24 protein-coding genes are annotated in these 26,011 nt (G+C 48.9%); 18 read left to right on the forward strand and 6 right to left on the reverse strand.

Annotated elements, in window-relative coordinates:
* Nucleotides 1-26: 26 nt before the first annotated feature.
* Entirely contained in the window at nucleotides 27-161 is a 135-nt protein-coding gene (locus MKZ15_RS05725; protein WP_339820531.1) for a hypothetical protein, read from the reverse strand.
* Between the two features lie 92 nt (nucleotides 162-253).
* Here MKZ15_RS05725 and MKZ15_RS05730 point away from each other — a divergent pair, with 92 nt between their 5' ends.
* The 6 genes from MKZ15_RS05730 to MKZ15_RS05755 all read left to right on the forward strand — a co-directional run bounded on the left by MKZ15_RS05730 (nucleotide 254) and on the right by MKZ15_RS05755 (nucleotide 3,674).
* The gene (locus tag MKZ15_RS05730) at nucleotides 254-721 is read left to right on the forward strand and encodes a hypothetical protein (RefSeq protein ID WP_339820532.1); all 468 of its coding nucleotides are present in this window, start codon (nucleotides 254-256) and stop codon (nucleotides 719-721) included.
* 765 nt (nucleotides 722-1,486) lie between these two features.
* On the forward strand, nucleotides 1,487-1,810 hold the full coding sequence (locus tag MKZ15_RS05735) for a hypothetical protein (RefSeq protein WP_339820534.1): 324 nt from the start codon (nucleotides 1,487-1,489) through the stop codon (nucleotides 1,808-1,810).
* A gap of 318 nt (nucleotides 1,811-2,128) precedes the next feature.
* Entirely contained in the window at nucleotides 2,129-2,815 is a 687-nt protein-coding gene (locus MKZ15_RS05740) for a replication protein (RefSeq protein WP_339820536.1), read from the forward strand.
* 69 nt (nucleotides 2,816-2,884) lie between these two features.
* On the forward strand, nucleotides 2,885-3,043 hold the full coding sequence (locus MKZ15_RS05745; RefSeq protein WP_339820538.1) for a hypothetical protein: 159 nt from the start codon (nucleotides 2,885-2,887) through the stop codon (nucleotides 3,041-3,043).
* Nucleotides 3,043-3,333 carry a hypothetical protein gene (locus MKZ15_RS05750; protein WP_339820540.1) on the forward strand — a complete coding sequence of 97 codons (291 nt, stop codon included), beginning with the start codon at nucleotides 3,043-3,045 and terminating at the stop codon, nucleotides 3,331-3,333. Before MKZ15_RS05745 ends, MKZ15_RS05750 begins: the two co-directional genes overlap by 1 nt.
* 137 nt (nucleotides 3,334-3,470) lie before the next feature.
* Nucleotides 3,471-3,674 (forward strand): hypothetical protein, encoded by a 204-nt coding sequence (locus MKZ15_RS05755; protein ID WP_339820543.1) that lies wholly within the window; start codon nucleotides 3,471-3,473, stop codon nucleotides 3,672-3,674.
* Between the two features lie 114 nt (nucleotides 3,675-3,788).
* Here the strand turns inward: MKZ15_RS05755 and MKZ15_RS05760 are convergent, their stop codons facing one another.
* The gene (locus MKZ15_RS05760; RefSeq protein WP_339820546.1) at nucleotides 3,789-4,052 is read right to left on the reverse strand and encodes a hypothetical protein; all 264 of its coding nucleotides are present in this window, start codon (nucleotides 4,050-4,052) and stop codon (nucleotides 3,789-3,791) included.
* A gap of 134 nt (nucleotides 4,053-4,186) precedes the next feature.
* On the opposite strand from MKZ15_RS05760, the gene MKZ15_RS05765 reads away from it, so the two are divergent.
* Nucleotides 4,187-4,402 carry a hypothetical protein gene (locus tag MKZ15_RS05765; RefSeq protein ID WP_339820548.1) on the forward strand — a complete coding sequence of 72 codons (216 nt, stop codon included), beginning with the start codon at nucleotides 4,187-4,189 and terminating at the stop codon, nucleotides 4,400-4,402.
* A gap of 50 nt (nucleotides 4,403-4,452) precedes the next feature.
* Here the strand turns inward: MKZ15_RS05765 and MKZ15_RS05770 are convergent, their stop codons facing one another.
* The gene (locus MKZ15_RS05770) at nucleotides 4,453-4,677 is read right to left on the reverse strand and encodes a helix-turn-helix transcriptional regulator (protein ID WP_339820550.1); all 225 of its coding nucleotides are present in this window, start codon (nucleotides 4,675-4,677) and stop codon (nucleotides 4,453-4,455) included.
* A 181-nt stretch (nucleotides 4,678-4,858) separates the two neighbouring features.
* Here MKZ15_RS05770 and MKZ15_RS05775 point away from each other — a divergent pair, with 181 nt between their 5' ends.
* From MKZ15_RS05775 to MKZ15_RS05805, 7 genes are all read left to right on the forward strand, one after another.
* A complete protein-coding gene (locus MKZ15_RS05775) occupies nucleotides 4,859-5,653 on the forward strand; it encodes a ParM/StbA family protein (RefSeq protein WP_339820552.1) in 795 nt (264 codons plus the stop codon).
* Nucleotides 5,646-5,855, forward strand: a complete 210-nt coding sequence (locus tag MKZ15_RS05780) for a hypothetical protein (RefSeq protein ID WP_339820553.1) — start codon at nucleotides 5,646-5,648, stop codon at nucleotides 5,853-5,855. Before MKZ15_RS05775 ends, MKZ15_RS05780 begins: the two co-directional genes overlap by 8 nt.
* Nucleotides 5,852-6,073 (forward strand): hypothetical protein, encoded by a 222-nt coding sequence (locus tag MKZ15_RS05785; protein ID WP_339820554.1) that lies wholly within the window; start codon nucleotides 5,852-5,854, stop codon nucleotides 6,071-6,073. Before MKZ15_RS05780 ends, MKZ15_RS05785 begins: the two co-directional genes overlap by 4 nt.
* Before the next feature lie 95 nt (nucleotides 6,074-6,168).
* Nucleotides 6,169-7,404: an FtsK/SpoIIIE domain-containing protein gene (locus MKZ15_RS05790; RefSeq protein WP_339820557.1), complete on the forward strand. Its 1,236-nt coding sequence runs from the start codon at nucleotides 6,169-6,171 to the stop codon at nucleotides 7,402-7,404.
* Nucleotides 7,405-7,505: 101 nt separating this feature from the next.
* Nucleotides 7,506-8,120 (forward strand): replication-relaxation family protein, encoded by a 615-nt coding sequence (locus MKZ15_RS05795; RefSeq protein ID WP_339820560.1) that lies wholly within the window; start codon nucleotides 7,506-7,508, stop codon nucleotides 8,118-8,120.
* Nucleotides 8,121-8,200: 80 nt separating this feature from the next.
* Nucleotides 8,201-8,518, forward strand: a complete 318-nt coding sequence (locus tag MKZ15_RS05800; protein WP_339820563.1) for a hypothetical protein — start codon at nucleotides 8,201-8,203, stop codon at nucleotides 8,516-8,518.
* A gap of 561 nt (nucleotides 8,519-9,079) precedes the next feature.
* Nucleotides 9,080-13,924, forward strand: coding sequence for an S-layer homology domain-containing protein (locus MKZ15_RS05805; protein WP_339820566.1), 4,845 nt, complete (start codon nucleotides 9,080-9,082; stop codon nucleotides 13,922-13,924).
* 366 nt (nucleotides 13,925-14,290) lie between these two features.
* Here MKZ15_RS05805 and MKZ15_RS05810 read toward each other — a convergent pair whose 3' ends face one another.
* Nucleotides 14,291-17,671, reverse strand: a complete 3,381-nt coding sequence (locus MKZ15_RS05810; RefSeq protein ID WP_213623471.1) for an S-layer homology domain-containing protein — start codon at nucleotides 17,669-17,671, stop codon at nucleotides 14,291-14,293.
* A 374-nt stretch (nucleotides 17,672-18,045) separates the two neighbouring features.
* Here MKZ15_RS05810 and MKZ15_RS05815 point away from each other — a divergent pair, with 374 nt between their 5' ends.
* Complete coding sequence (locus MKZ15_RS05815) at nucleotides 18,046-19,017, forward strand: ABC transporter permease (protein WP_155606447.1); 972 nt, start codon at nucleotides 18,046-18,048, stop codon at nucleotides 19,015-19,017.
* On the opposite strand, the gene MKZ15_RS05820 is transcribed toward MKZ15_RS05815, so the two are convergent.
* Together MKZ15_RS05820 and MKZ15_RS05825 are read right to left on the reverse strand one after the other, a co-directional pair.
* Nucleotides 19,018-20,640: a response regulator gene (locus MKZ15_RS05820; protein WP_339820569.1), complete on the reverse strand. Its 1,623-nt coding sequence runs from the start codon at nucleotides 20,638-20,640 to the stop codon at nucleotides 19,018-19,020.
* A gap of 52 nt (nucleotides 20,641-20,692) precedes the next feature.
* A complete protein-coding gene (locus MKZ15_RS05825) occupies nucleotides 20,693-22,468 on the reverse strand; it encodes a sensor histidine kinase (protein WP_339820572.1) in 1,776 nt (591 codons plus the stop codon).
* 277 nt (nucleotides 22,469-22,745) lie between these two features.
* Between MKZ15_RS05825 and MKZ15_RS05830 the strand changes: the two genes are divergently transcribed.
* The 3 genes from MKZ15_RS05830 (at nucleotide 22,746) to MKZ15_RS05840 (ending at nucleotide 25,986) form a co-directional block, all read left to right on the forward strand.
* On the forward strand, nucleotides 22,746-24,089 hold the full coding sequence (locus MKZ15_RS05830; protein ID WP_193415836.1) for a sugar ABC transporter substrate-binding protein: 1,344 nt from the start codon (nucleotides 22,746-22,748) through the stop codon (nucleotides 24,087-24,089).
* Between the two features lie 106 nt (nucleotides 24,090-24,195).
* Entirely contained in the window at nucleotides 24,196-25,134 is a 939-nt protein-coding gene (locus MKZ15_RS05835) for a sugar ABC transporter permease (RefSeq protein ID WP_193415545.1), read from the forward strand.
* A gap of 12 nt (nucleotides 25,135-25,146) precedes the next feature.
* On the forward strand, nucleotides 25,147-25,986 hold the full coding sequence (locus MKZ15_RS05840; RefSeq protein ID WP_155606450.1) for a carbohydrate ABC transporter permease: 840 nt from the start codon (nucleotides 25,147-25,149) through the stop codon (nucleotides 25,984-25,986).
* The last annotated feature ends 25 nt before the right edge of the window (nucleotides 25,987-26,011 follow it).

The following is a 26,011-nucleotide window of genomic DNA, read 5'->3' on the forward strand; positions in this document are numbered from 1 at the left end:
TGATGCTGCGCAGGCAATGGGGCCAGTTACCCTTCCAGTTGGAGCGCTACAGTCTTCTGCAGTCGAACCGTCTCTCGAATCAGTGCCGTACAAGCTGCCTCACCTTCGGCCAACTGCGCAGCCACTCCTCCCAGCACGTCGTTGTACTGCAGAAGCAACAAGCTGGATGGCCGCCGAGGGGCAAGATCTTTGCAGGATTTCCAGTCAATACGTCGAATTATCGCGATGAGAAATATTCATGCGGGGGTTGGATATGGAGTTTGACTGGGGCGGATTTGTTGGTAGTATTGTTGGTGTTTTAGGTGCATACCTCATTGCTATTTGGCAAGTTCATAAGCAAAGGGAGGCTGAAAAACCTTCAAAGCACAGAAAGACTTATGAGCTTAGCTTGAAAATAAGTGAGTATCTAAACTCTGCTTGGACTTACTTTGCAACCGATAGTTATCAGTACAGTGAACTTTTTAAAAACGTCGTCCAATTTAACTATCAACTTCGCGAGTATCTTCCGGAGGCGATTGAAACGGATAAAAGGTTGGTCGCATTAATTACTGAGACCATTAGAGGGCTCTCTGACATTAGTAAAGAATACTCAGCGAAGCCTCGAAACCATGATTATTACATGGAGTACGAAGATAAACTAACTTTCTATACGGAAGTAATGCGTGGCAAGTGTCGTGAAATCATTGATGAAATAACGCAACAGAATAAGCAAGATTTTTGAGTGGTTTGAGAAATGCAGGAAGTTGGCTCCTGGTGTTGAAATAAGGGGCTAGGAGCGTGGGATATGAGAACACCATTTAATCACTCGGTTAGGCGAATAGCAAGGGAGGCTGCGAATAACTTTGCTAAGGGAAGGAAGAGGGGCGGCCCTGATGGTTGTGGGTGCTTTGTTCTGCTTCTATTTCTGTTTCTTATAATCGTCCGGATATATGGGGCATTAAATTAAGTCGCTCATTGAAGCGGCTTTTTCTTTTGCAGTTTGATCAAACGGAGGGGAGTGAGGTGGCGCCGTAGCCTTCCAACTACTGGTGCAGGTTCGAGTCCCGCTGCTCGTTTTTGAATAGGTAGACGCAAGAAAGCTCGAGGTCATCACCGGAGCTGGTTCGGGTAGCCAGCCAAGGCCGTTACTGTAAGGTGCAGTTCCGTCTTCTTGTTCATATTACACATAAACACCTGTCTCCAATAAGGAATAATTTATCACTTGTACATTATAAATTAAGTGAGGAGGGGATTTGATGTACTGCGACTGTGGGAGAGAATTGAAATCCCTTGGAGTAGATAGAAAAGATATTTTCGGGAATACATATTTATTGTGTGAATGTGAACGCTGTAAAATACTATTGGAACTAGTAAGAAGCCCACAAGGTTTACCGATAGGCAAAAAACTGTTAGGGCGTAATCGGTAGTAATCTAGAGGTGCTTTTCTTTTGGGAAATGAAGGAAGCTGGCACTCGGTGTCGAAATTATGATGCGGGAGGTGATATCAATGTATGTTGTTTTAAGTGATAAAGATAAAGAACGTTTCTATAACATCAACAAGATTTATTTAAAATTCTTGGGTGAGGATGTTATGTTAGCGGAACACATAAAAAATGCTAATGAGTATCATTCATCCACTGCTGCCGATATATTAAAACAACTCACAATCAGGGCCTGTTCTAAACTATCGGGAATTGATCAGCTAGCCGCAAAAAAACTAGCTCCATTAATTGAGGAAGCAACGAATAAGGATATTAAGGAAAAATCGACGTTTGATCTACTATTATTCGGATTAGAAGAATTCTATCGTAAACATTTGTTGCTTTTCTAGCACCCCAACCGGTGCTTTTTCTTTTGCCAAAAAGGATAATACTCCCAAATGTCGAATTTAATCGACTATGGGAGGTGAAACAACGTGGAAGTAATCCCGAGTGATAATACTATGAATTCGCTGGCCATGGATTTCATAAAACTGGTCGGATTGTACATTTTTCTACCGTCCTTAGCGGTTGCTGTAATTCTAAAACTCCTCAAGATTAGGGGGAAGGCTCTGGGCCTTCTGGTTGGGGCGACGGGACTTGTTGGTTTATATTTTCTAGGTATGAGTTTGAAGTAAAGCGCGTGGAAATGGGGGGATGGACGATGTGTGATGGCTGAATCAAAAGAGAATTTTGTACAGGTGCCGCATTGGCTGATGGACTACCTGATGACGGCCGACCTGAATATGACTCAGTTCCGGATCCTGCATGCGGTGATTCGCCACACGTATGGATACCGGCAGCGAGAGCGCTGGCTATCCCTCGACTTCCTGGCCGAGCTCACCCAATGCGATAAGCGGCAGGTCAGAAGGGAGTTGAACCGAATGATTGATGTCGGCCTAATCTCAGTTCGAGTCGAAGGGAAGCGCCGGTTTTTACGGGTCAACCGTCAAATTACCAAAAAAAACGAGGACTCAATAGACCCCTATATAGAGGACTCGTTAGACCTCCAAATAGAGGACTCACCAGTCCCCCATATAAAGAAAGAAGTAAATAAAGAAAAGAAAGAAAAATATAACATCCTTTTGGTAAAAGAGGAGCATATATTTATAGATATCTACTTGAAGTATTTCAAACGTTATATGAAGAAAAATCATATGAAGATCAGTGCGGAACAGCATGAGTGGATCATAACCCAAATAGAGCATATATCCTCATGGGGGGTTGATGTAGAAGATTGGGAAGAACAGGTTATTGATCATTTCAATCATTTATCATCAAAGAACGACGGTAACATTATTCCCTTCCTGTATGCTTCGCATAGAAGGTTCGATGTAGGAATACACGATCAGTTTTAACCGAATACGGCAATTCAGGGTCATCCAAACGGGTGACCTTTTTATATTTCAGAGAAAGGGTGAAAGAACATGGAAGTCAATGAGCAAGAGTTGGTGGAGTTTATATTCGATAGGCTGGTGGAAAAAGGGATCATCGTTAATCGAGATGATATCCTAACCATCCTCGATTTGGAGATGGAGTACATGGTGAAGGAAGGGTTTGCAGTGGTCGTAAAGGAGGATGAGTGATGGAAAAGGAAATTGATGCCAAGACGCTGTATGACGATTTGGTAGAACGATGTGGAGCTAATAACCCCTTTGTCGGAATGTTTGTTGCTGCTGCTGTTTGTGAAGGTTTAAGGAGAAAACAATGCACGTCACCAGACGCACAGAATGGCACCGTAGAGCGTTCGACTGGAGATGCGACCGAATACAGGCGGAACACATCAAAGCAAAGATACGGACCGATTCTGTCGGTCACGGGTCCTTCTGGGGGTGCAAGAGCACTGCGGGTGCTCGCGAGCCCGAGTTTCCGCTAGATTAATATTTCAAAATTTCCTTCCGCTTCCACTTCGGAGTTGCGGATATGGTGGCGTTTTTGTTTTTCGCTTCGAATTAAGCGCGGAAAAAGGCGTTTCGCTGAAATGAATCAAAAAACGGAAGTTGAGGTGAGATAATGGCCAAAAAGAAAACGGAAGGAACCAATATTGCGAAATCCATTGGCTATGGGAGGAAATTTACATATACCGAAGTTGATGGTGAAATGGACGCATATCCTTGGCTAGCCGAGAAGATTAAAGAGTATGCTAAGAGCAAATACGGCATGGAATTGGACGTAATTGTGCTGCCTGATAAAGAGGAAGAGATAGAAGAATTATAATAAGGGTATAGGCTCCGGTGAACGGTGGCGCTGTCTTGTCTGTTTTATTGACTCGATGTGTGGCCACCTCATTTTCCTCCAAAATAAAAAGCCGCTCGAATGAGCGACTCAAAATTACCAGTAATAATCGGCTTCTACTGATTTGGATAATTTAAATTCAGTCTTACAATCAGGGCAAGTAAGCTCTTTTCGTTCATAACCCAGAACAGCACCGCCATGCTTGAGATTCGGATCATGTCGCCAAATAAATTCTTTACCGCATGCAGGACAGTTATCCTCAACCCACCCGCTATAATCCATAACGTTATGTCGATCTAAGATTTCTCGAACACTCATAGCACTACTCCTTCCTTTTCTCCCAGCATCATATTTCGACATCAGGAACTGACTTCCTGCATTTCCCCAAGAATAAGCGCTAATACTTAGGTGATAATGATGAACTAAAATCATAGTCAGATTTTGGGTGGAGACATCTCCTCTAATCTATATTATTTCAAGTGGGTGTAAATCAAGTGGTCAAAAAGAAAAACAAGGTTGAAATTGAAGTTGTTTATGCTGGCACTCCTGAGCAAACGAGGGCTATTTTTCGATCATTACTGAAGAACACCATTGAGGGTGTTTTTCACAGAAACGGCGTTATAGCGAAAAATTTAGACGAGGTATTAGATAAGTACGTATCCGAAGAGATACTTATTTCGCAAAGAACTGCACGAGAGAGTCGTGAGTAAGCAAGGTAAAAGTTAAAATCCTACCCACACGCGCTTTTTAGACGTGATGGTTACAATTCCCAAAACTGATCAGCCCGGACGGAGGGATCGACCTCCCGAAGGGCTTTTAATATTTTTTTAGCTACTTGCGGCGAAGGGATGTAATCTGGATCTGAGCATGCTTTACTGATTGTGTTTCGGCTAACCTTTGAGATCTTAACCAAATCCTCTTGATTATAACCAGATTTATCAAGCCACTTCCCTAAAAGACTTCTTTTTTTTCCTAATCCCCACATATTTGATCTCCTCCCTCGATGTTCATTTTGTCCAAGCTTCGCAAATTTATACGAACCTTTCACAAACTTTTGTGAATTTTGTTCAAGCCCCGGGCAGTAGATATAGAACCAGATACGGAACCAAGGGCTTCGGCGCCAGCCCAGTTACGTAACGAGTTATGCAACCAGAGAGGTGATGCACATGTTCGCGGCGATCGATGCCGGGAATCACCAAACCAAGTTTTTTGACGGCCGACAGCTCCGCTCCTTCCCCTCCTTGATCGGAGAGTACAGGGAACGGAATATCCGGCAGGTACACGGGGATTACGACTACGAGTTTGAGTATGACGGACAGCGAGGTTTTGCTGGGACGCTCGCGCTGCATGAGAGCGAGCGCGCGGCCAGCCAGAAAGGGGAGACGAAAGCACATCCGGATGCGCGGCTGCGGATCCTGCTCGCACTCCATCAATTTGGCGATGACGTGGACCACAATATCGTCGTTGGACAGCCGATCAGCATGCACACGGTGGCTGAGAAGGACGCAATCAAGGAGATGCTGCGCGGACGGCACGAGCTGACAGTCAACGGTCGGCGTAAGGTGATTGTCATACGCCGCTGCGAGGTGGCCGCGGAGGGGGTCACGGCGGGCCTGTTGGTGACCGGGGGAGGCATAATTCGGGTAATCGATATCGGCAGCGGTACGGTCAATTTCGGGACAGTGATCGATCGACGGTTTAATGATCGGGGAAGTTTTACCCTCGGCAGCGGGCTGGAGACGCTGCGATCCAGCCAGCCAGCGGACTTCGGGCGGCAGATTGCACTCCGCGCCATGGCCAGCGGGTGGAAAGCGGGGGACAACGTATACATCTGCGGCGGTGGGGCTGAGGTGCTGACCGAGCACATCCGGAGGTACTTCCCAGCGGCACGGCCGATGCAGGACCCAGTCACCGCAAACGTCCGCTCATTTTATCAGATCGCGAGGCGGTTGTATGGGTAAGCAGATCAAGATCGTCCAGGTAGCATTTAACGTGCTCGATCCGGACCAGCTGCAGCAATATGAGCACGTACGGCAGCGGCCAAACCAATCGGGGTATATCAAGCGCCTTGTCCAGCGGGATATTGACGGCGGGGCTCGCGGGGTGGCGGCAGTGGTCAATGAAGTTTCGCGCGATAATTTCGAACTGGAGGGGTTTATATGATGATCTTTGGCGCAAGTATGGTGCCGGTGGTTCAGTTCTTAGCGGCGGGGTTGGTGTCGCATGCTATCGAGCGCAAGATCGAGCGCAGTGGCCACGGCGGGAGGGTCATTTACGTCCGGATCGTGAGCACGATCGTCTATATTTGCATCGGACTGTATCATTTTTGGGATGCGATGCACCTGGCCGGTCGGCTATTTGACCTTCATGTGCATATGTAATTGCTTATGTAACTGCATATGTAGTGCTGCATTTGTAATACAGGCTAAAGAGCGTGTTGGTAAGCCAAAAATCCAAAGTGTTAGGAGCGGAGCAAATGTTGATGAGCGAAGTGACGATAGCGGGAGCCGCTCAGCTGTTAAAAATAGCCGGGGCGGGCGGCTGCGGACTGGCCGCGTGGGGGCTGTGGCGGGGCATGCCGGACCAGGTCATCCGCCGGCAGCTCATGACGCTCTTCCGGACTGGTGGGCTTTACTACAAGTTCGCGGGGTATAAGGGGCGGGAGCTGCGTAATTACCCGCTGATCAAGCGTGTGACGATGTACCTCGACCGTACAGAGGCGGCGTTTGTGCTACCCGCAGGGATGGACCCGGCAGCCATAGATAAAAACGATTGGTTATTTCGGCAGTTTTTCGGCCCCGGTGCGGAGCTGCAACCCGGCGAGGATGCCCGGACGTTTGTTTTGCGTGTGTACAGCTCAGCTGTCGCCCCGTTTGCGTATGATCCGGTGCAAGTGGACGAACACACGCGGGGCATGCGTCTGCCCGTATACGTGGGCCGTACGCGCTCTGGTGACGTGGCCTATGATATGGTTGATCACCCGCATTTACTGGTGGCCGGGGAGACCGGCAGCGGGAAGTCTGTGGCGCTACGCTCCATCCTTACCACCCTGATCCGGGCGGTGCCAGAGATCGAACTGTATTGCGCCGACATGAAGCGTTCGGAGTTTCACCTGTTTCGTGGAATCGCCCGTGACGTCGTGATGGATGCGTCCGGTCTGCATCGTATCGTCCTCCAGCTCCGTCGGGAGATGAGGCGGCGAGGCGACCAGTTGGACCGGTATGGTGTAGCCCACGTTGATGACTTGCCAGCATGGGATCGACCGCCCTATATTGTACTCGCGGTGGATGAGGTGGCGCTCCTTAAAAAGGATAGGGACATCATGGATGGCATCGAGGAGATCAGCACGATTGGAAGGGCGTTGGGCTTTTACCTCATCCTGTCCATGCAGCGGCCTGATGCGGACGTCCTGGATGGTAAGCTCAAAAACAACCTGACGGTGCGCATGGCCTTTCGGCATGCCGACGAGATCAACAGCCGGATCACGATCGGTAGCGGCGAGGCTGCGGGGATCAAGCAGAGCGAAAAGGGACGTATGGTGTTAAAACTTGATGGCTGCAGGTATGTGCAAGGGCCGATGCTGGAGCTGGATGCGGCGCGGGAGCTGCTGGAAGGTTACAAGAGGGAGCATTCCCCATCTATCACAAAGGCAACAGAGGAGGCCCCGGCAATGCCAGAGAACGACGACTATATCGAATTGGGGGTATTATGATGCGGAGACTGATCAGATGGTATATGGCTTACTGCGGATTGTGCAGGACTACGACGGAGCATAGTGGCTCACGTTGCTCCCGCTGCGGGAGATGACGGCACATGAACGCTCGCGACAAAGCCATCGTGGCCGACCTGGAGCGTTTCCGGTGCCTTTCGCGGGATGATATTGCCGAGTTGCACTTTAGCCACGTCAAGCATCCGATCACGCAGACCAACATCGTCCTCAAGCGGCTGCGGCGGGATGGCCTGGTGAAGTGTTCGGCGGAGCGCCGGAAGTACATCTATTTCCCCGCGGATAGGTCGATCAAGCCCGATTCGCAAAAGATCAACCATTTCCTGGCCATAGCCGACTTCTACAAGCAGCTCCGCAGGTTCGAGGCGCCAAGAGTATTCCAGGTGGAGCCGAAGCTCGGCGGGAAAGGGTTTCCTGAGCCGGATATATTTGCGATCTGGAAGGGTGCTCCATGGTTCATCGAGATCCAGCGGACGCAGTACACAGAAAAGGTCATGACTGAAAAGCTTAACCGATATGAGGAATATTATGTCGGCGGGGAGTGGGAGCGGGAACCATGGCAGCCTGCGGGGAAAAAAATGTTCCCTTATGTGTGGGTGGTAGGGGTTAATAAATATTCGATTGGGCAAAGACCGATTAGGGTCTTGCAATCGGCGTCAGCCCACGATCTGCTAAACAGGATAACATTTCATCAACGATGAAATGTGAGGAACTTATGTGGGATGTTTTTAGTTAAATTGCTGAATATTCGAAGCAAACTGTTATTTAGGAGCTGTAGCGGATGAAGGAATATCAATTTGAACAATTGGAACTACGTATCAAGGACTTGCAAGCGTATATGAACGAAGAAATAAACTCAGTTCTATATTATCTGTATGAACTAAGGGCTAATCAAAATTATAAGGCCTTTCCTGAGGAGTGGTTACAGCTTCCCAATATGCTTTCCCCCAAAGATATCGAAATGGTTCTCGGGATTAGTCAAAAGAACACATACGAGCTACTTAATGCCGATCCAAAACCATTTCCGTGGGTCAGGGTAGGGAGACTAATAAAGATTCCAAAACATTCGTTTTTTGAGTGGATGGAGGGGAAGGACTAAAGATCAGAGTATGTTGTTTTATGCTTGCTTGATGCGCATATTTGCTTCCCCACATTCCCCACACATTTCCCCACGTAGGCATTTTTACACGGTGTTTTTTAGCGGAAGTAAAAGACTGAAATCCTTGATTTACCGGACTTCTCAATACCTTGGGGAATCAAAAAACCGCCCAAAAGCATGGGCGGCATGATGTAAGAAGTACATCAGCAAATTTATATTAGGTTTAGAGGACCCCGAGAGGGGGCCTCTACTAATTGCGGCGTAGGGGTGTGAGCCCTTGCGCCGCTATTTTTGTTGAATATGGAAGTTCCTCTACGTAGACAGCAAAACCTTATATCGAATTAATAATAGGCTTTTCACGAGTTCGATTCGAACTTTGTGAGAAGCCTCTTTTTTCAATGTCTTAGCTGAGAGTATTTTTACTACAAAAATGGATTGCAAATACGAACTTAAAGTTTTCTTTACATTGAACAGATGGGTCGATCTACCATGATATAGTAGAGGATATTTTATAGAATCCTGTATGTTTCTGAAGGTGTAGGTTAAGAAGGGGGAACCGTTTTGAAGAAGATCGTGGTAGTATTGTTGGCTTTGATTGTATGCGCACAAACCTTCGCTCCCGGTACAAGATCGTTCGCATCACCCATAGAGGGGATTGTGATGACTTTATCTACGAACGAGTCCGAAGTTGCTTCGGGTGAAGAATTCAGCTATCTCATTAACTATTCTGCCTCATCAACGATAGGCAACTATACGGATCCTAGAATTTCATTTATTGTCCCGGAAGGGGTAACGTACACGGGGAAAACAGACAGTTCGAATACGACGAGTACAGTTACCGACTCAACTTATTTTCCGGGAAGAAAGGAGGTCACGTTTCAATTTAGAAACGGAGTTCTGCCTGCAGGTACAACTGGCCAACTTGTTGTAAAAGGGAAGTTTGAGAATTACGTTACGCCCGATAGCACAGCGGTGACCGCGCAAGCCGTATTTACGGCAACTGAAAACGGCACTCCAGTTTCAATGGAATCTAATGTAGCGACGGTGACCTCCCAAGGATCCGCACCTTGGAGTATTAGCATCGAAAGAACTTTTCCAATTCCCGATCCTTATAAAGGTTCCAATGTGCATTATGAAATAGTCGTGAAACCCGATATTGGAAACGGGAACGGATTGCTAGACATAAGAGATATCGTCGTTACAGCAAGTTTAGATAACGGTGCAGTCTTCATTAGTGCTGACAATGGCGGAACTCTCGGTGCAGGTAATACCGTATTCTGGAATTTAATCGACGGCCTTCGGGATGAAAAGAAGCTCAAGCTTGTCGTCAATTATCCTGGATCCCTGGACGCGACAGTAGTATCTTTAGATGCAGATATGACTGCTACGCCTCTTGGTAAAACTCCAGTGACAATAAGTGCCAATTACACGCATGGTTTCGAAACATCGCCAGTTGATGGAAAAACTTCGTTTCATCTCACTACCAACGATCTAGAAAGATCACCTGGCCAAACCATAACGCTGAATCTCTCTGGCTTATCCAACAAAGCAAATCTCCCGCTGGATTATGGAGTATTGGAGTTCATGATGCCTACTCAAACGTTGCAGGGGACACCAACTAGACTGGAACTGCAGTCGTTCACATCAGCCCTTTTCTCAGGTATATCGGATTATGACTTGTATTATACGTTAGATGAAAACCCTGCAGCGGGTGATTGGTATCTCTGGGAGAAGCGAGATGCAAGCACTTCCAATACTTATGACGCGACAGCACTTGGAAATATCAAAGGCATACAGGTTAGATTCGGGAATTTACCAGTTGAATGGAGCCAAAAGAGCAATTTTGTGTTTACGTATTTGGTTGATTCAGATTTTCCTGTGCCCGCAAATTCAAGCGAGACCATTGAATGGAAGCCTGTATTTTATTATGTCTTTAACGGAGATGAAAAGACATCATATAATACTAGCTCGACCAGCCTCGTAAACCCTCGTCCGCTGCTTGAGCTGCAGAATGCGGTTAGTCAAACAAGCGCAGTTCCTGGCGATACGGTCACTTATACCCTATCGGTTAAGAATGACGCTCAGCGAAGCTCTAAGAGGTTGGATAACCCTGTCATCTATAATATGTTGCCAGCCGAGTTGGAATACGCGCCAGATTCGTGGAGGTTTGTTAAACCAGCAGGTCTTTCACTTGATCCAACGTTCACAGCAGAGCCTCAACCTTCGGGTGAAACGAAATTGACCTGGAGCTGGGATGATAGTAACCCGGGAGGACTGCTCATCGGCGAAACTGTAAATATCCAGTTTAATGCGAAGATAAAGTCGGGAACAGCAGCCCAGATCGTAAAGAATACGTTTGGTGTAGCTTCACGAGATTACTTGAATGACGTTAAGTATAGTAATCGCAAAATACCTGCTAATACACCTGCGGATGGGATTTACCGTGTTGAAGAAACGAGCAGCATGACCGTGACCCCAAGCACCGCTCTTCAATCTCGGATGTGGGTAAAGGGAGAGCTCGATGCAAGCTGGACGGAAACGTCGGGAACAACGACTCCCGGCGGACAAGCGTTGTACCGTTTGGAAATCGAAAATATCGGCAATGTCGCAATGAAGGAGCTCACCATCGTCAATCCGTTCCCGCGCATTGGCGATGCTGCTGTTCTTAATGGTAGTATCCCGCGTGGAAGCACGTGGGGTCCCGTGCTTATGGGAGCGGTCACTGCACCAGATTTTGTAACGGTGTACTACTCGACAACGTCTGGCATCATGATGGATACGACTACAGGAGCGGATAATGGCATCTGGACAGCGAGTCTTCCTGCTGATCCGACATCGGTAACGGCCATCAAGATGAAATTTGATCCCGATTATGTGATCGATCCCCTGAATAGGACGACTTTGGAATGGGCGATGAGAGCGCCAGTCGGGGCGCCAACCAGCGGCGAGATCGCTTGGAATTCATTTGCTTATCACATGAAAAATGTATCAGGGCAGTCCCTTTTACCGGCAGAGCCTAATAAGGTCGGAATGAAAACTATGAGCTCGTCGAAAGCATCGATCGGGGATCTCGTCTGGAACGATGTGAATGAGAACGGGTTGCGGGATGCAGGAGAGACAGGGCTGAATGGCGTTACAGTCGAGCTGTACGATGAACATGAAATCAAGCTGGCAGAAACAATTACAGCGAATGATTTCTCTGGACAGGCGGGTGCTTACTTATTCCCGAATCTCGACCCAGGTCATTATCAAGTTCACTTTGAATTGCCGGCTGGATACGGATTTGCGGTGAAAACGGCAGGTGCTGATCGGGAAATTGATTCCGATGCCGATCCAGCAACCGGGAAGACATCGGTGTTTTCACTGGCGACTGGGGAAGTGAACCAAGCGGTTGATGCAGGGATCATTAAACTACCGCTAAATGTAACTGCTTCGGCAGCAACGCTGGCACCTGTTGCAGGTGCAGACAATACCGTGACGCTAAACGTGTACGATGCGCTCGGGAATATGGACACGAATTTCAACGGGGCGCGTAACGTAACAATCTCTGGCGTAGAGCTAGCACCTAACGGATCATATGGCAGCTTTAATGGAACGAAGTTAAGTAGTGCATCACAGACGATCAGCGTAAGCTTCACTAATGGCGTGGCTACGCCAGTCTTGGTTCTACACATGGCTGACGAGCAGAACATTGGATTCAGCATTACTGGGGTAGTGACCCCTGAGACGAACACGCTTACGGTTACGCCAAGCGTGGGCAGCGTGTCGGCGATGAAACTTACGCAGGATATTACAGCGCCTGCGTCTAATGGCGGGCAGTTCTCACAGCAGCCGAAGGTGGCGCTTGTCGATGCATACGGGAACATCAGAACTGGGGATAACAACACCCCAGTAACCGTGGTAAAGAAAGATACGGGCGATTGGACGCTGACGGGTACGACTACCGTAACCGCAAGTGCAGGTGTAGCGACATTCAGTGATCTGGGAGCAACGAATGCGTCACAGGTAACAGGTGCTCGGTTGGCATTCCAGACTGACACATTGCCGGAAATTACGAGTGGAGCGGTTACGTTGCCTGGGTCATCTCCGCAATCGCCCCCAAGCGGTGACAACGTGGTGGTACCACAAGTGCCGAGTATGCCTACTCGTTCAACAACGGAAGTGGTAGTACTTGTTAACGGCAAGCCAGAGAACGCTGGAATTGCATCTACCACTGTGCAGAATGGTCGTAAGATCATGACGGTAGCACTTAACCCGAAGAAGCTAGGAGATCGCCTTCAGGCGGAAGGTAATCGTCCTGTCATTACCGTTCCGTTTAGCGATCCCTCTGCTGTGGCGATTGGTGTACTGAATGGACAGATGATTAAGGATATGGAAGTCAAGCAGGGGACAATTGAGATTCGTACAGAGAAGGCGTCTTACACACTTCCTGCACTGCAAATTCATATTGATGCCATCTCTGAGCAGATCGGACGAGACGTGGAACTTCAGGATATTCGAATTGAAATTGAAATATCCGAACCTACAGAGGAACAATTGAAGATCGTGGAGAATGCGGTAAATCAGGGAGAGTACACACTCGTACTGCCTCCGTTGAACTTCTCAGTCAGGGGCAGTTACGATAATGCGACCGTTGATGTTTCCAAGTTTAGCGCTTATGTAAAGAGAACGTTAGCCATTCCAGATGGTGTTGACCCGGATAAGATCACAACAGGGGTTGTGATTGATCCGGATGGAACGGTTCGACATGTCCCTACCATAATCGAACGAATAAACGGCAAGTATTATGCAACGATTCATAGTTTGACAAACAGCATATACGCTCTCATCTCGAATCCAGTGGCGTTCAAGGATGTAGCTGGTCATTGGTCAGAGAAAGCTGTGAATGAAATGGGATCACGTTTGGTGGTTAGTGGAATCGGTGCTGATCTGTACAATCCGAATCAAGCGATCTCTCGTGCAGAGTTTGCGGCGATTGTTGTACGAGCAATGGGGCTCAAAGAGAATAGAGGGGTAACGCCTTTCTCTGATGTACGTTCATCGGATTGGTATAGTGGTGCAGTGTTAACGGCTCTTGATTACGAACTGATCAGTGGTTACGTGGACGGAACCTTCCGTCCACACCAGCAAATCACACGTGAGCAAGCGATGGCCGTGGTCGCAAGAGCGATGGAAGTGACAGGACTTAGCGATCAACTTTCTGCTCGGGATTCGAACAAGCTGCTGCAATCCTTTGACGATGCGAAACAAGTGTCGTTGTGGGCGAGGGACAGTGTTGCAGCTGTGTTGCAGGCTGAAATCATTACAGGTAAAGGCGGCTCACAGCTTGCATCGCAGGCATTCATCACACGAGCAGAAGTAGCGCTCATCATTCAACGACTTCTTCAGAAGTCTGAGTTAATCTAGTATTTGACATCAGCCACTTTCCTTGACGGTGCATGGGTACCGCAAACGAAAGTGGCTTTTTTGTAATAATGTCTCTGGTGGTTTCGCCGCTACTCTTTGGCGAAGTACGTAATGATACCAGCGTATAAGCTGTAAGACCCACTAACGAGCCTCAACCGAAAGAAACGACAGAAAAATGCGGCGCAGGGGTGTGAGCCCTTGCGCCGCATTTATGTTACATGAACAGGCTTCGTGTAGTGCTTGTCATCCTCGATGATTTGTGGCGCTTGCTAAGCAAAACTTCTCCCAATCCCATCATGCTGAGCTGATCCTCGGAAATCCACTCCCACAAATCTGTACAGATAGTTCGATTTCCTACGCCTTTTCTTATTGTAAGTTTTCAAGAATGTGATTGATCGCGACTTGAAGCTCAACAATGGTCCAAACGCGTCCTACATCCTTTTTAAGCTCGTCAGTGATGGCCATGTAATTGTCGCCATTGACGCCCCACACGCCAATCATGCTGAGCTGGTCGTCGGTAACCAGCTCCCAATTTCCAGAATCCGATGCCTTATTGATATCTTCAAGTGAAATTTGAATCGAATCTATAATTGCGTTGATATCGCCTCGAAGCTCAGTGGAAGTCCTAGCCCCTGTGTAGCCGTACTCAAGTGCGATCATGATACTAATGAGGTTCTCTTGTGTAACGCGGTTCATTCCAGCTTTATTAAAGGTTTCTACCGCGATGCCGGTCCAATCGCCAGAGCCCATTGAAGAATTAATTAAAGCCAGGGATAGAATTGAATCGACAATGGCTTGAAGCTCCGCAACCGTCCATGATGCATTATTGTCTTCGTCCAGCGCATCCTTAACAGCTTCAAGGTTAGACGACGTAACACCAGTTACACCTGCAGTGGTAAAGGTATCAGCGCTAATGTCTGCCCAGATCTTCGTAGCTGCAGCTTCATTAATCGCGTTTAGCGCTGCTAGCTTGTTAGGCTCATTGTTCACAGCATCAACCATATCCTGGAGCTCACTAACGGTCCAAGTAGTACTGTCTTCTGCTTTAATTGCATCTATAACAGCAGCTAGGTTAGACGACGTAACCCCTGTTACACCTGCAGCAGTAAACGTATCCGCAGTAATCCCTGTCCATGTGCCCGATTCCGATGCTTCATTGATTAAATCTAGTGGCGAAGTCGACCATTCGACCACATGGAAGGTCTGACTGGCGGATACCGAGCCTACGAATATCGTGAAGGTATAATCTTTGCCTTCCTCCGGTCCGGACGGATTCAACGTGATCGGCAGCGAGAAAGTACCGGGCTCTCCGGCAGGTGCCCTGCCCAACGCTCCGACGGAGATACTGGCCGAAGAAGGGTTAAGAACAGTACCCACTCCGGATGACAAGGGATATAGCAGCATATGGCCGTATTGATCATAGAGATCGAAGTTCATATGATAAGTACGCGACCAATCCGCTCGGGACACTTCTTGCCCGTCTATGCCGCGGAGTGAACCTCTGAACTCTGCTTTTGAGGTAAGGGGAGCAGTTCCGAGTCTGAAATCTTTAGTGGCTGTGAGTTGGTTATCCGTAGTTCTTACTGTAATCGGAATAATGGAAATACCCGTTTGCAAGGACTGGGACGAAGTATCCACAACAACAATCGGTCGCCCCGCTGCAATTTCAACGGGAACAGTACTGCTTACTTCAAATCCGGACAGATTTGGCATCGACTCACCGTACTGATTTTTAGCCACCACCTCAACGCCGATCTGAGTCCCTTTGGCAACCGTATCCGAAGAATTAGCAAAAGTAATATAAATCATTTTCTCGTTCTCTACAGCTAGCTCCTTTGAACCGATGACTGTTGACGAATTGGTGTAGCTTGCGGTCACGCTGTATGTTCCCTCCGTCAATTTCTCAGCGAGGGTCAAGGTATAGACTTTCGTCTCATGATCTGGGACGGCTTGAAATGCTATAGGAGAGCCATTCTTTGAGACGGATAGACGAATCGATGCTGGGTCGATGCTCTTATTGAACTTCACTTCAATCTTCTTTGCACCTACTGCCTTTGCCTGCACGATGGAGAGAGTCGTATTCGTAGCAGGCGTCGTGGGAGTAGGAGTAGCATTAGGAATAGGAGTAACCGTTACAGGCGGATTGCTGGGGCTAATTGCCGATAATAAGGATGCCCTTTCTAATGGAGTGAGCTTCATAATGCCGTTCGTGTCGACGAAACCCAACTGATTGCCCGATGAATTTCCACCGACGGAGAGGTTCCCGATCAAACCGCCACTTGTGATCGTGTTATTGTTCCCGGAAACAATAATATTGCTGGAATTGCCTCCAACACTCAATTGTGCTGAGTTCCCAAGAAGGTTAACGCTCCCTGCGAAATCCTTTATCCCGATACTCGAATTGCTTCCGGAATCCGTAAGGCTGCCAACTCCCCCACCTACATTCAATTGTGAGTTGCCCCCGGAAATCACAAGGGTATTGACTGACCCTGTTACATTCAGTTGCGTATTGTTTCCCGTATTAGTCGCATTGAGTACATTACCGATTACTGAAGTTGTTGTATTGTTTCCTGCACTCGTTACATCAGGTAGACTTGACATATACAAAGTGTATGCTAGTAAATCTTCTTGGTATTGACGTATTTGATCAAAATACTCATTCCAAACAGCAGATTTCGAGCCCACAGGAGGCGCTGTAGGCGCTATAGGCCTTTGAGTGGCCGCTAATACTTTGACTCCCGGCTGCTTAGCGATTTGTGGTGCAACTGCAGCCTTCGCTTGAGTAGCCGTTGTTGATTCTATAGTTGTGTTGCTGTACGTAATAATATGATCTATCTGACTCTGATCATCTATGGCCACTCTCACATCGCCAGAGGACTTATTCACTTCAATCTCACCAAGCGTCGATTCCACGATATAGATCGAATGGGTGCCCCCACCGCGGATGAAAGTGTCTCCATCTACTTTAACGTCCAGAATCATCGCTTCGCCTTCGCCAATTCCCTCGCCGAAGGTCAAATCTCCTTTAATGGTCACGTTCCTTAGCGACACACCGCTAGCATTGAGAAGAACGTCGCCGATGATCGTCTCATGTCCGGTTGCAGGTCCGTATAGGCCTGCCTGATCATAGGCTGCTGCGACTTTGACGCCCAGCGCGCGATCAAACATAACGATCGTCTCCGCACGTGTCAAGGCTTTATCGAATCCGATCGTACCGTTGTTATAACCGCCATATATCCCTTTCGCAACGACTGCGCCAATACTAGGCTTGCTCCAAGCGGGGATTCGAGCAGCGTCCGCAAATTTGCTCAGATCGGCACCCGCAGACGTGTCCAGCTTCAGCAGCTTGGCGAGCATCACAGCCGCTTCCTGGCGTGTAACCTTATTGCCCGTTCTCATCGTGCCATCGCTATAGCCGCTAATATACCCCGCATGCTTAGCGATCGCGACCTGCTCATATTCCCATCTAGTCGAATCCACATCTTTAACGGTTACTTCTGCCATGTCAGTAAGCCCAAAAGAGCGGTTCACTAGAGCCATGAATTCTGCTCTTGTAATGGTGCCGTCCGGCTTGAATGAACCATCCCCATAACCCTGTATCAGACCTTTGCCGATCCAATTCTCAAGCTGTTTCTCCGCCCAATGCCCTTGGACGTCTGATGTGGCACCCTTACTTGCTGCATAGGCAGCAGGGAAGGGCAGGCTCAGCAGAAGTGTTAACAATATACAAAGCACTCGCACTTTCATAACATTTCCCCCTATAGAATGATGAATGATGTCGAAAATCCCTCCCTGCATTTTATCATTTAGAGTTTGTCATCAACGAAACCTAAAGAAATCTTTAAATTAGCGTTCGAGATTGAACTTGCTTGGATATTTTTCGAAAAATCATAAGCGCTGGAGGGATAAGTGAACTGCTAAACGGAGGGGGCCTTTTCTTTGATCGTCTCACCAATAGAGAAGATTACCAACCTGAATAGCCGAAGGACAGCTCTCTATTTCCTTACATCCTATGAAACTTTATGAAAATTTAACAATTTAATTTTCAGTTTCCAGCTTACGGTGTTCTCGATCTGTGATAGAATGAATAAAAATTTTATTCCATCAGGAGGAGGACGAAGATGTGGACCTATCTGATCCGTCGTGGGATTCATTCGTTAATTGTATTGTTTATCGTGATGAGCGTGTGCTTTTGTATCATGCGTTTGATGCCGGGGAACTTCTGGTCATTAAGCATAGGGATGACGGAAGAGCAGATCCAAATGGCAAACGAGCAGAAGCATCTGTTTGGACTGGATCTCCCGATTTATCAGCAATATATCCGGTGGATCAACGATCTCCTGCATGGGAACTTTGGTCTGGATTATTACCGCACACCGATTAATCACTACATTTGGAAATATGTATGGAACAGTTTCACCTTGTTAAGCACATCATTGATCATTGCCCTACTGATCGCTATCCCATGGGGGATCTATAACAGCAAAAGGCAGGACGGACTCTCCGACAAGCTGGGTCTCATCCTGAGCCTGATCGGGTACTCCATTCCTGTATTTGTGCTGGGGCACTGGCTGCAGAACATCTTTGCCTTCCAATTGTTTTGGTTCCCGCCAAGCAGCATGCATACCCCGAACAAAACCGGGGAGTTGGGCGACCTCCTCTACCACATGGTTCTCCCGGTAACCACGATAACGATCGGCCTCATTGCATACTACTTAAAAATGATCCGTACCAGCATGATCGAGGTACTGCCTTCCGAATTTCTAAACTTGGCCCGCGCCAAAGGACTATCGGAACGAAGAGTCACCTATCGACATGCATTGAGAATGGCCTTGATCCCCATGATCACGATCCTCATGTTGGACCTGCCGGTTCTAATTTCCGGCGCAGCCGTGGTAGAGAATGTATTTAACTGGAACGGTCTTGGAAGCTTGGCGGTGAGCTCCGCGCAAAGCCGGAATTATCCCGTGTTGCTCATGAGCATCTTGATTATCTCCGCATTTGTGGTGGTCACCAACTTCCTGGCGGACTTGCTCTACACGATCGTGGATCCTCGCGTGAAAATTCACCGAAAAGGCATCCTGCGGCGTTGATCAGCCGGAAGGAATCGAGCTGTCTTTGCGCTGCATGAACTCCCGCGGCGAGATTCCCTCCACTTTTTTGAACACTTTGCTGAAATAGAAGGCACTTTCATACCCCAGCTTTTGCGAGATCTCATAAATCCGTCCTTCACCGCGAACCATCATTTCCTTGGCCGCCGCGATTTTGGTTTCCGTCACATATTCCACGAAATTGATTTTGGCGGTCTTGGAGAACAGATGGCTGAGGTAGTTTGGGCTAAAGTTGAACACATCGGCAACCTGGTTAAGGGACAGCTTGCTGCTCAGATTCCGTTTGACGTAATCCTGAACGTTCCGAACGATTTGCTCCTTGTAGCTCTGTTTACGCGAAGACAGAATTTCGCAGCACCCGTCCCGAAATTGGACAAGCCAATCGATTACGCCTTGGGTCGTTTGCTTCTTATAAATCGCGCGGTAGCCCTCCGGCTCGTTCTCGAAAATTTGCTCGACCACGTTTTCACCATCCGCCAGCAATGAGGTTGCCATATACAAGATGTTGCAGGCCGCATCGGTGGCTGGAACCAGCAGCTCGGATCTGCCTTCATATCGATCGATGAGATTCGTGATCATCGCGTATAAGGCGCCGATATCGAGCTCCTCAAAAGCACGGCGAATCTCCGAGCGGGAGGCCGCATCGTCTTCACCCGAAGGAGCAAGCTCGGCTGCGCTGCTCTGGGCAAAGAAGACGAAGGATTGCCGTTCGAGCGCCATCGGCAACGCCCGGCGGGCAGCCAGGTAGCTCTCGTGCAGCAGATAAGGGTCATCCACGGCGTAACCGGCGGCGCCGATGATATTCACGTTGAAATAGGCATGGAGTACCGCGGCCATATCGTGAAGTTGGCCTTCGACCTCCGGCATCCAGTGCTGCGGGTCTTTATCGGAAACGGGCAGTACAATCGCGAAGTTCCGCAGATCCAGGCTAGTGACGAAGCAAGGCCGTGCCGAGGCGAGCGTGTCCTTGGCCATCTGCACCGTGCTGGAGCATAAGGCGACCAGCTTATCCCCGCGCGGAGGGACACTTTCCGGCCCCTGAATCCGACAGGTGCAGACTAGATAGGCGGGAGCCGATAAATCCAGCTCGAGATCATCTCTTTGCAGGAGAAACTGGTTTTTGTTCTCGAACAGCTGGTTAAACAGCCGGATAAAGAATTTGTCGCGAAGGGCATGCAAATTGCTGCGATAGAGCATATTGGGGTAGCTCTCCACGGTCTTGTAATCTTCCAGTAGGGTCACGGCCTTCCGTACGGATTCGGCCAGCGTCTGCGGCGTCAGCTCCAGCTTGACCAGGTAATCCGCCGCCTGCAAGTGAATCGCGCTGCGCGCATATTCGAATTCTTCGTAGCTCGTTAGAAAGATAAACAACGGGATCCGGCCATATTTATGGCGAACGGATTCGGCGACCTGTAAACCGGTTTTGACCGGCATTTTAATGTCGGTGATGACAAGGTCGGGACGCAAAGACTCGATCATCTCCTCGGCTTGAGCCCCGTTATGGGCGATGCCGACAACTTCAATCTGATACTCCTCCCATTTAAGCATGGACTGCAGGCCGATGCAGACCAGAGCCTCGTCATCGGCGATCAGTAGTTTAATCATCCCATCACTTCCTTGCGTGGTTTACGTTCGCGATAGACTGAAACACGGATGTTCACATCTTCCGGTAAGGCAATAACAGGTTCATGCTTGTATATTGGCCCAGCTCGCTTTCGATGGATAGGCCGTAACGCTCCCCAAAGGTCAAGCGCAGACGATCATGTACGCTGCGCAGTCCAACATTTTCAAACAGGCCTTTCGATCCGGGTTCCTGCTGGGACAAGATGGAGGCGATCTGCGCCTCATTCATCCCGACCCCGTTATCCTCAATTGTGATCCGAATGTCGTTTACACCGCTTTTGGCTACAGTAACGGCAATTTCTCCTCGCCCCTTAGGCTCAATCCCGTGGAAAATCGCATTTTCCACCAGCGGCTGCAGGGTAAAGCGGGGAATCAGACCGGACAATAACTCCTCGTCTTCCAGCTTCTGTTCCATCGTAATCGTGTTGCCGTAGCGATATTTCTGGATGAGGAAATAATCGTCCATTAAGCTGAGCTCTTCCCGCAGGGGAACCAGCTTGCGGTGATCCTTGGCGATACTGCGAAGCAGCCTGGACAAGGAGGTGGTCATTTCTGCGATCCCCGTGGCGTTCTGGAGCGTGGCCATCCATTTAATCGAGTTCAGCGTGTTATAGAGGAAATGAGGACTGATCTGGCTTTGCAGCATCCGGTATTCCAGCTCCTGCTTCTGCTTCTCATCCGCCACGCGGGAATCCATCAGGGTCAGGATATCATGGGACAATCGGTTGATGCCTCGTCCCACATCGCCCAGCTCGCTGTTCCATTCGATATTCCGGTCGATGAGGAAATTGCCTTGGGCGATCTTGTCGATCCGCTTTCGCAATTTCTCTACTGGCAGGCTGATCGTCCGGGTGAGGTAAAGGGTAATAAAGCCGCTTAACGCAATGACCAGCAGAGATACGCCGATCATCAATAGCAGCCAAGCGTTCAACTGCGGAGCGAATTGCTTCTCGTCCAGCGTCTGAGATAGGAGGACCCCTTCCTTCACCGGATAAGACACGGAAATGCGGCGCTTCCCGTCCTGCTCCATCCACGCCAGCTGGGTGAGAGCTCCGGTGGCTTCATTTTTCTCATAAGGAAGCAGGGTGTAAGGACTGGAGAGAGGCTGAACGGTGTCCCCTTCGATCCGATATTTCTGGTTGCCAAGTGTGACCAGCAATTCCGAGCCCTCCGGCAGGCCATATCCCTTCAGCTTATCGGTAATGACCGAGGTGTTGGCCAGAAGGTATACGGTTCCGATGCGTGCGGCCCGATCTCCGTAAATCGGTAATACGATCGGAATGCCGCTTGAACGGGAAAACGGATCCTGAACGACTCGTTCCCACGCTTCCTTCGCGTCGGCGGAAAGCCCGGGCAGTTGGTTGATATTATGGATACTCAGTGGAACTGAAGCGCTTCCAGAATTGTCGACTTGAATAAATTTTGCTTGGGTGTCAGTGATAATCAGACGACGCACATAGCTGTTGGACCGGTTGACCCGGAAGTCCTCCTGCATGGAGGCGAAGACGTTCAGCCCGTCCTTGGGGCTGGCGTTCGGCGAGACAAAATAGTCTTGAATCAGGTTATTGGTAGGGGAGTTCGTACTGCTGGCCAAGGCCAAGGCAGATAAATTGTTGAGATCCTGGTCGATGATGTGAGAAACGAGCTGCAGATTGAATTCCGTCGCCTGGATCGTCGTTTTGCGTTGGAAATACGAGATCAACTCATAGCTGAAAAAGGAGAGCATCCCCGCGATCAGCAAGGCAAACAAGGTCATGATCAAGATGATGCGGCTTTTGATGGTGGCTTTTCTTGCGCTCGTGTCGATCACCTCGTCCGAAGTAAGATCCCTGCCGGGATAAACCGATATAAATTACAATAACATGACTTGGCTGCACAGACAGCGGCATGGATCATAAACAACCATTTTTACATCTTTTGAGTATGATTTTACAGCTTTCCGCCCGTTTATTGAAGAAGCGAATAGAAAAGTGTAGGAAAAGAACGTAAAAATGTATGCCCTTTCATTTGAGATTTCGTTACCATGAACCTAAGGATTTGGCGATGCCGATCCGGAAGTTCAATACAGGAGGAAAAGGGGTTTGAACATGAGACGAAAGAAAGTATTCGGCTTTACCTTGGCAGCAGTTCTCCTCGTAGGTCTGCTCGCAGGATGTTCCGGAAATAACGGAAACTCGGGCAAAACGCCTGCAGCAGAGCCTCAAACGAACAATTCTGCAAGCGTTTCCAATGAGAAAAGCGACGAACCCGTCACGCTGAAATGGGCATTATGGGACTGGGAGGCAACGGCTTATTATCAGCCATTGATCGACGCTTATAAGAAAGATCATCCGAACGTAACGATCGAATATGTCGACCTGGGCTCTACCGACTATATGACGATGCTCAGCACGCAGCTCTCCGGTGGCGCGGACCTGGATATTTTGACCATCAAGGATATTCCGGGCTATGCCAACCTGGTGAAGCAGAACCATCTGGAACCGTTGAAGAGTTACATTGACTCCAATGGCATCGATACATCCCTATACGGCGGAACCGTGGAGCAAATTCAAGTGAACGGTGACGTGTACGCGCTGCCTTTCCGCAGTGACTTCTGGATTGTCTACTATAACAAGGATTTGTTTGATAAAGCCGGCGTTCCTTATCCTACAAACGATATGACGCTGGATCAATATGATGAGTTGGCCAGAAAAATGACGTCCGGCAGCGGCTCGGAGAAAGTATACGGCGCTCACTACCACACCTGGCGCAGCGCGGTACAACTGTTTGGCATCCTGGATGGGAAGAACACCATCGTTGACGGGAAATACGCGTTCTTGAAACCGGTTTACGAACGGATCTTGAAAGAGCAAGACGACGGGATTGTGATGGATTACGCAACGCTGAAGACCTCCAGCACGCACTATTCCGGCGTATTCTACAATAACTCCGTCGCCATGATGAACATGGGCAGTTGGTTTATCGCCACGCAAATCGACAAAGTGAAAAGCGGCGAGTCCCAAGCTACGAATTGGGGGATCGTGAAATACCCGCATCCGGACGGCGTGAAAGCCGGTACGACGCTGGGGACGATTACCTCGTTGGCGGTGAACCAAAAGTCCGCCAACAAAGAAGCCGCTCTGGACTTCCTGAAATTTGTCACCGGAGAAGAAGGCGCATCCGTGATCGCATCCACGGGGACGATTCCGGCGATCAAAAACGATGAGGTTGTTAACTCCATCGCTTCCATTGATGGCTTCCCATCGGACGAGAACAGCAAAGCGGCTCTGACGACAGATAGAACCTACCTGGAAATGCCGCTACATGAGAAGAGCGCAGATATCGAAGTCATCCTGAACGAAGCGCACGATAACATTATGACGAAGAATGCCACCATTGACGAAGGTATAGCGGATATGGAGAAACGGGTACAAGAGGCGCTAGGCAACTAATTCGATCAACTCGTATGAAGTTTCAGTGCTGCCGGGGGCGGGCTTGAGAGCCCGCCTCTTTTTTCCGAATTCTCTAGCACAAGCAAGCAGGTTTGGAGGAGAAATCATGCAGAATGAACCCGTGTTAGGTAACGAAATGGTAAAAAGAAACGCGATGTCCAAAAACGTGAAGGATCATTTGGTGGCGTACAGCTTCATTGCCCCCAATTTTATCGGCTTTGCCGTATTTACGCTGGTACCGATGATTTATGCATTTGTTCTCGCTTTCGTAAAATGGGATGGCGCCAATCCGATGGAGTTCGTGGGGCTGCACAATTTCGCCCGGCTTCTTCAGGACAGCACCTTCCACAAAGCGTTTTGGAATACGATTATTTATACCGCCGGCGTCGTGCCGGTCACGATGGTATGCGCGCTCGGACTAGCGATCCTGCTGAATCAGAAGCTGCGCGGGCGCAACTTTATGCGGACCGTGTTCTTCTTCCCCTACGTCGCCTCGCTGGTGGCGGTAGCGGCTGTATGGAATTTCGTGTTCAGTCCGACGATGGGGCCGGTCAACAATATCCTGCACGCGATCACCGGGGTTCCGATCGAGGATTTACCCCGCTGGGCCGCGGATAAGGATTGGGCCATGTTTACGGTAGTTCTTTTTACAGTGTGGAAAAATATGGGGTATTACATGGTGATTTATTTGGCGGGGCTGCAGGGAGTAAATCCCGAGCTTTACGAAGCCGCCGAGCTGGACGGAGCCGGTCCATGGAAGAGATTCCGCAACGTGACGATCCCGCAGCTGGCGCCAACAACGTTCTTCGTACTGATGATTCTGGTCATCAACTCGTTTAAGGTATACGACATCTTTATCAACCTGTTCGCCGGTGCCGACAATCAGTTGAACAACTCGACCCGGGTACTTGTCTATCAAATCTACAACACCGCGTTCCGCTCTCTGGATTACGGGTACGCCAGCGCCATGGCGATTGTGCTGTTCCTGCTTGTTTTGGGCATTACCTTGATCCAGTTCCAGGGCGAGAAGAAGTACGGACAATAGGAGGATGCAAAAATGACAAGAGCCAACAAACAAGCCAAAACCGTCGCTAAAATTTTTGCGTACCTGATCCTCGCGGTGGTCATTCTGTGTATGCTCGTTCCTTACGCGTGGATGCTGTCGTCCTCGCTTAAACTGAACAAGGACGTCTTTTCGTTTCCGATGCATTGGATCCCGGACGCTCCCCGCTGGCTCAATTATGCGGAGATTTGGACGCGGATTCCGCTCGGCCGATTTATATACAACACGGCGAAGTTGTCCGTTATTGTCACGGTACTTCAGCTGCTGACTTCCAGTTTTGCCGCATATGCTTTCTCGAAGCTGCGGTTCAAGGGGAGAAACCTGCTGTTTCTCGGTTATATCGCAACGATCGCCATTCCGTGGCAGGCTTATATGGTTCCGCAGTTTATCATGATGCGTTCTATGGGGCTGAACAACACCCATCTCGCGATCATTTTTCTGCAAGCCTTCTCGGCGTTTGGTGTCTTCTTGATGCGTCAGTTCTACCAGAGTATTCCCGATGAGCTGTGCGAAGCGGCACGGATTGATGGACTCAGCGAATATGGAATCTGGGGAAAAATCATGCTCCCGCTCTCCAAACCGGCGTTGTCGACACTTACGATTTTCACGTTCGTGAATACCTGGAACGACTTTCTCGGTCCGATGATTTACTTGACCAAAACGGAGTTAAAGACGATCCAAATCGGCCTGCGGATGTTCATCACGCAATATTCCGCCGAATACGGCTTGATCATGGCGGCCAGCGTCGTATCGATCATCCCGGTGCTGATTGTGTTCTTGGCGCTGCAGAAGTACTTCGTGCAGGGCGTAGCCTCGTCCGGCATCAAGGGGTAATCATCACGGGTAAAAAGGAGTTGAC

It is taken from the genome of Paenibacillus sp. FSL R7-0216 (assembly GCF_037969915.1).
Classification (GTDB): domain Bacteria; phylum Bacillota; class Bacilli; order Paenibacillales; family Paenibacillaceae; genus Fontibacillus; species Fontibacillus rhizolycopersici.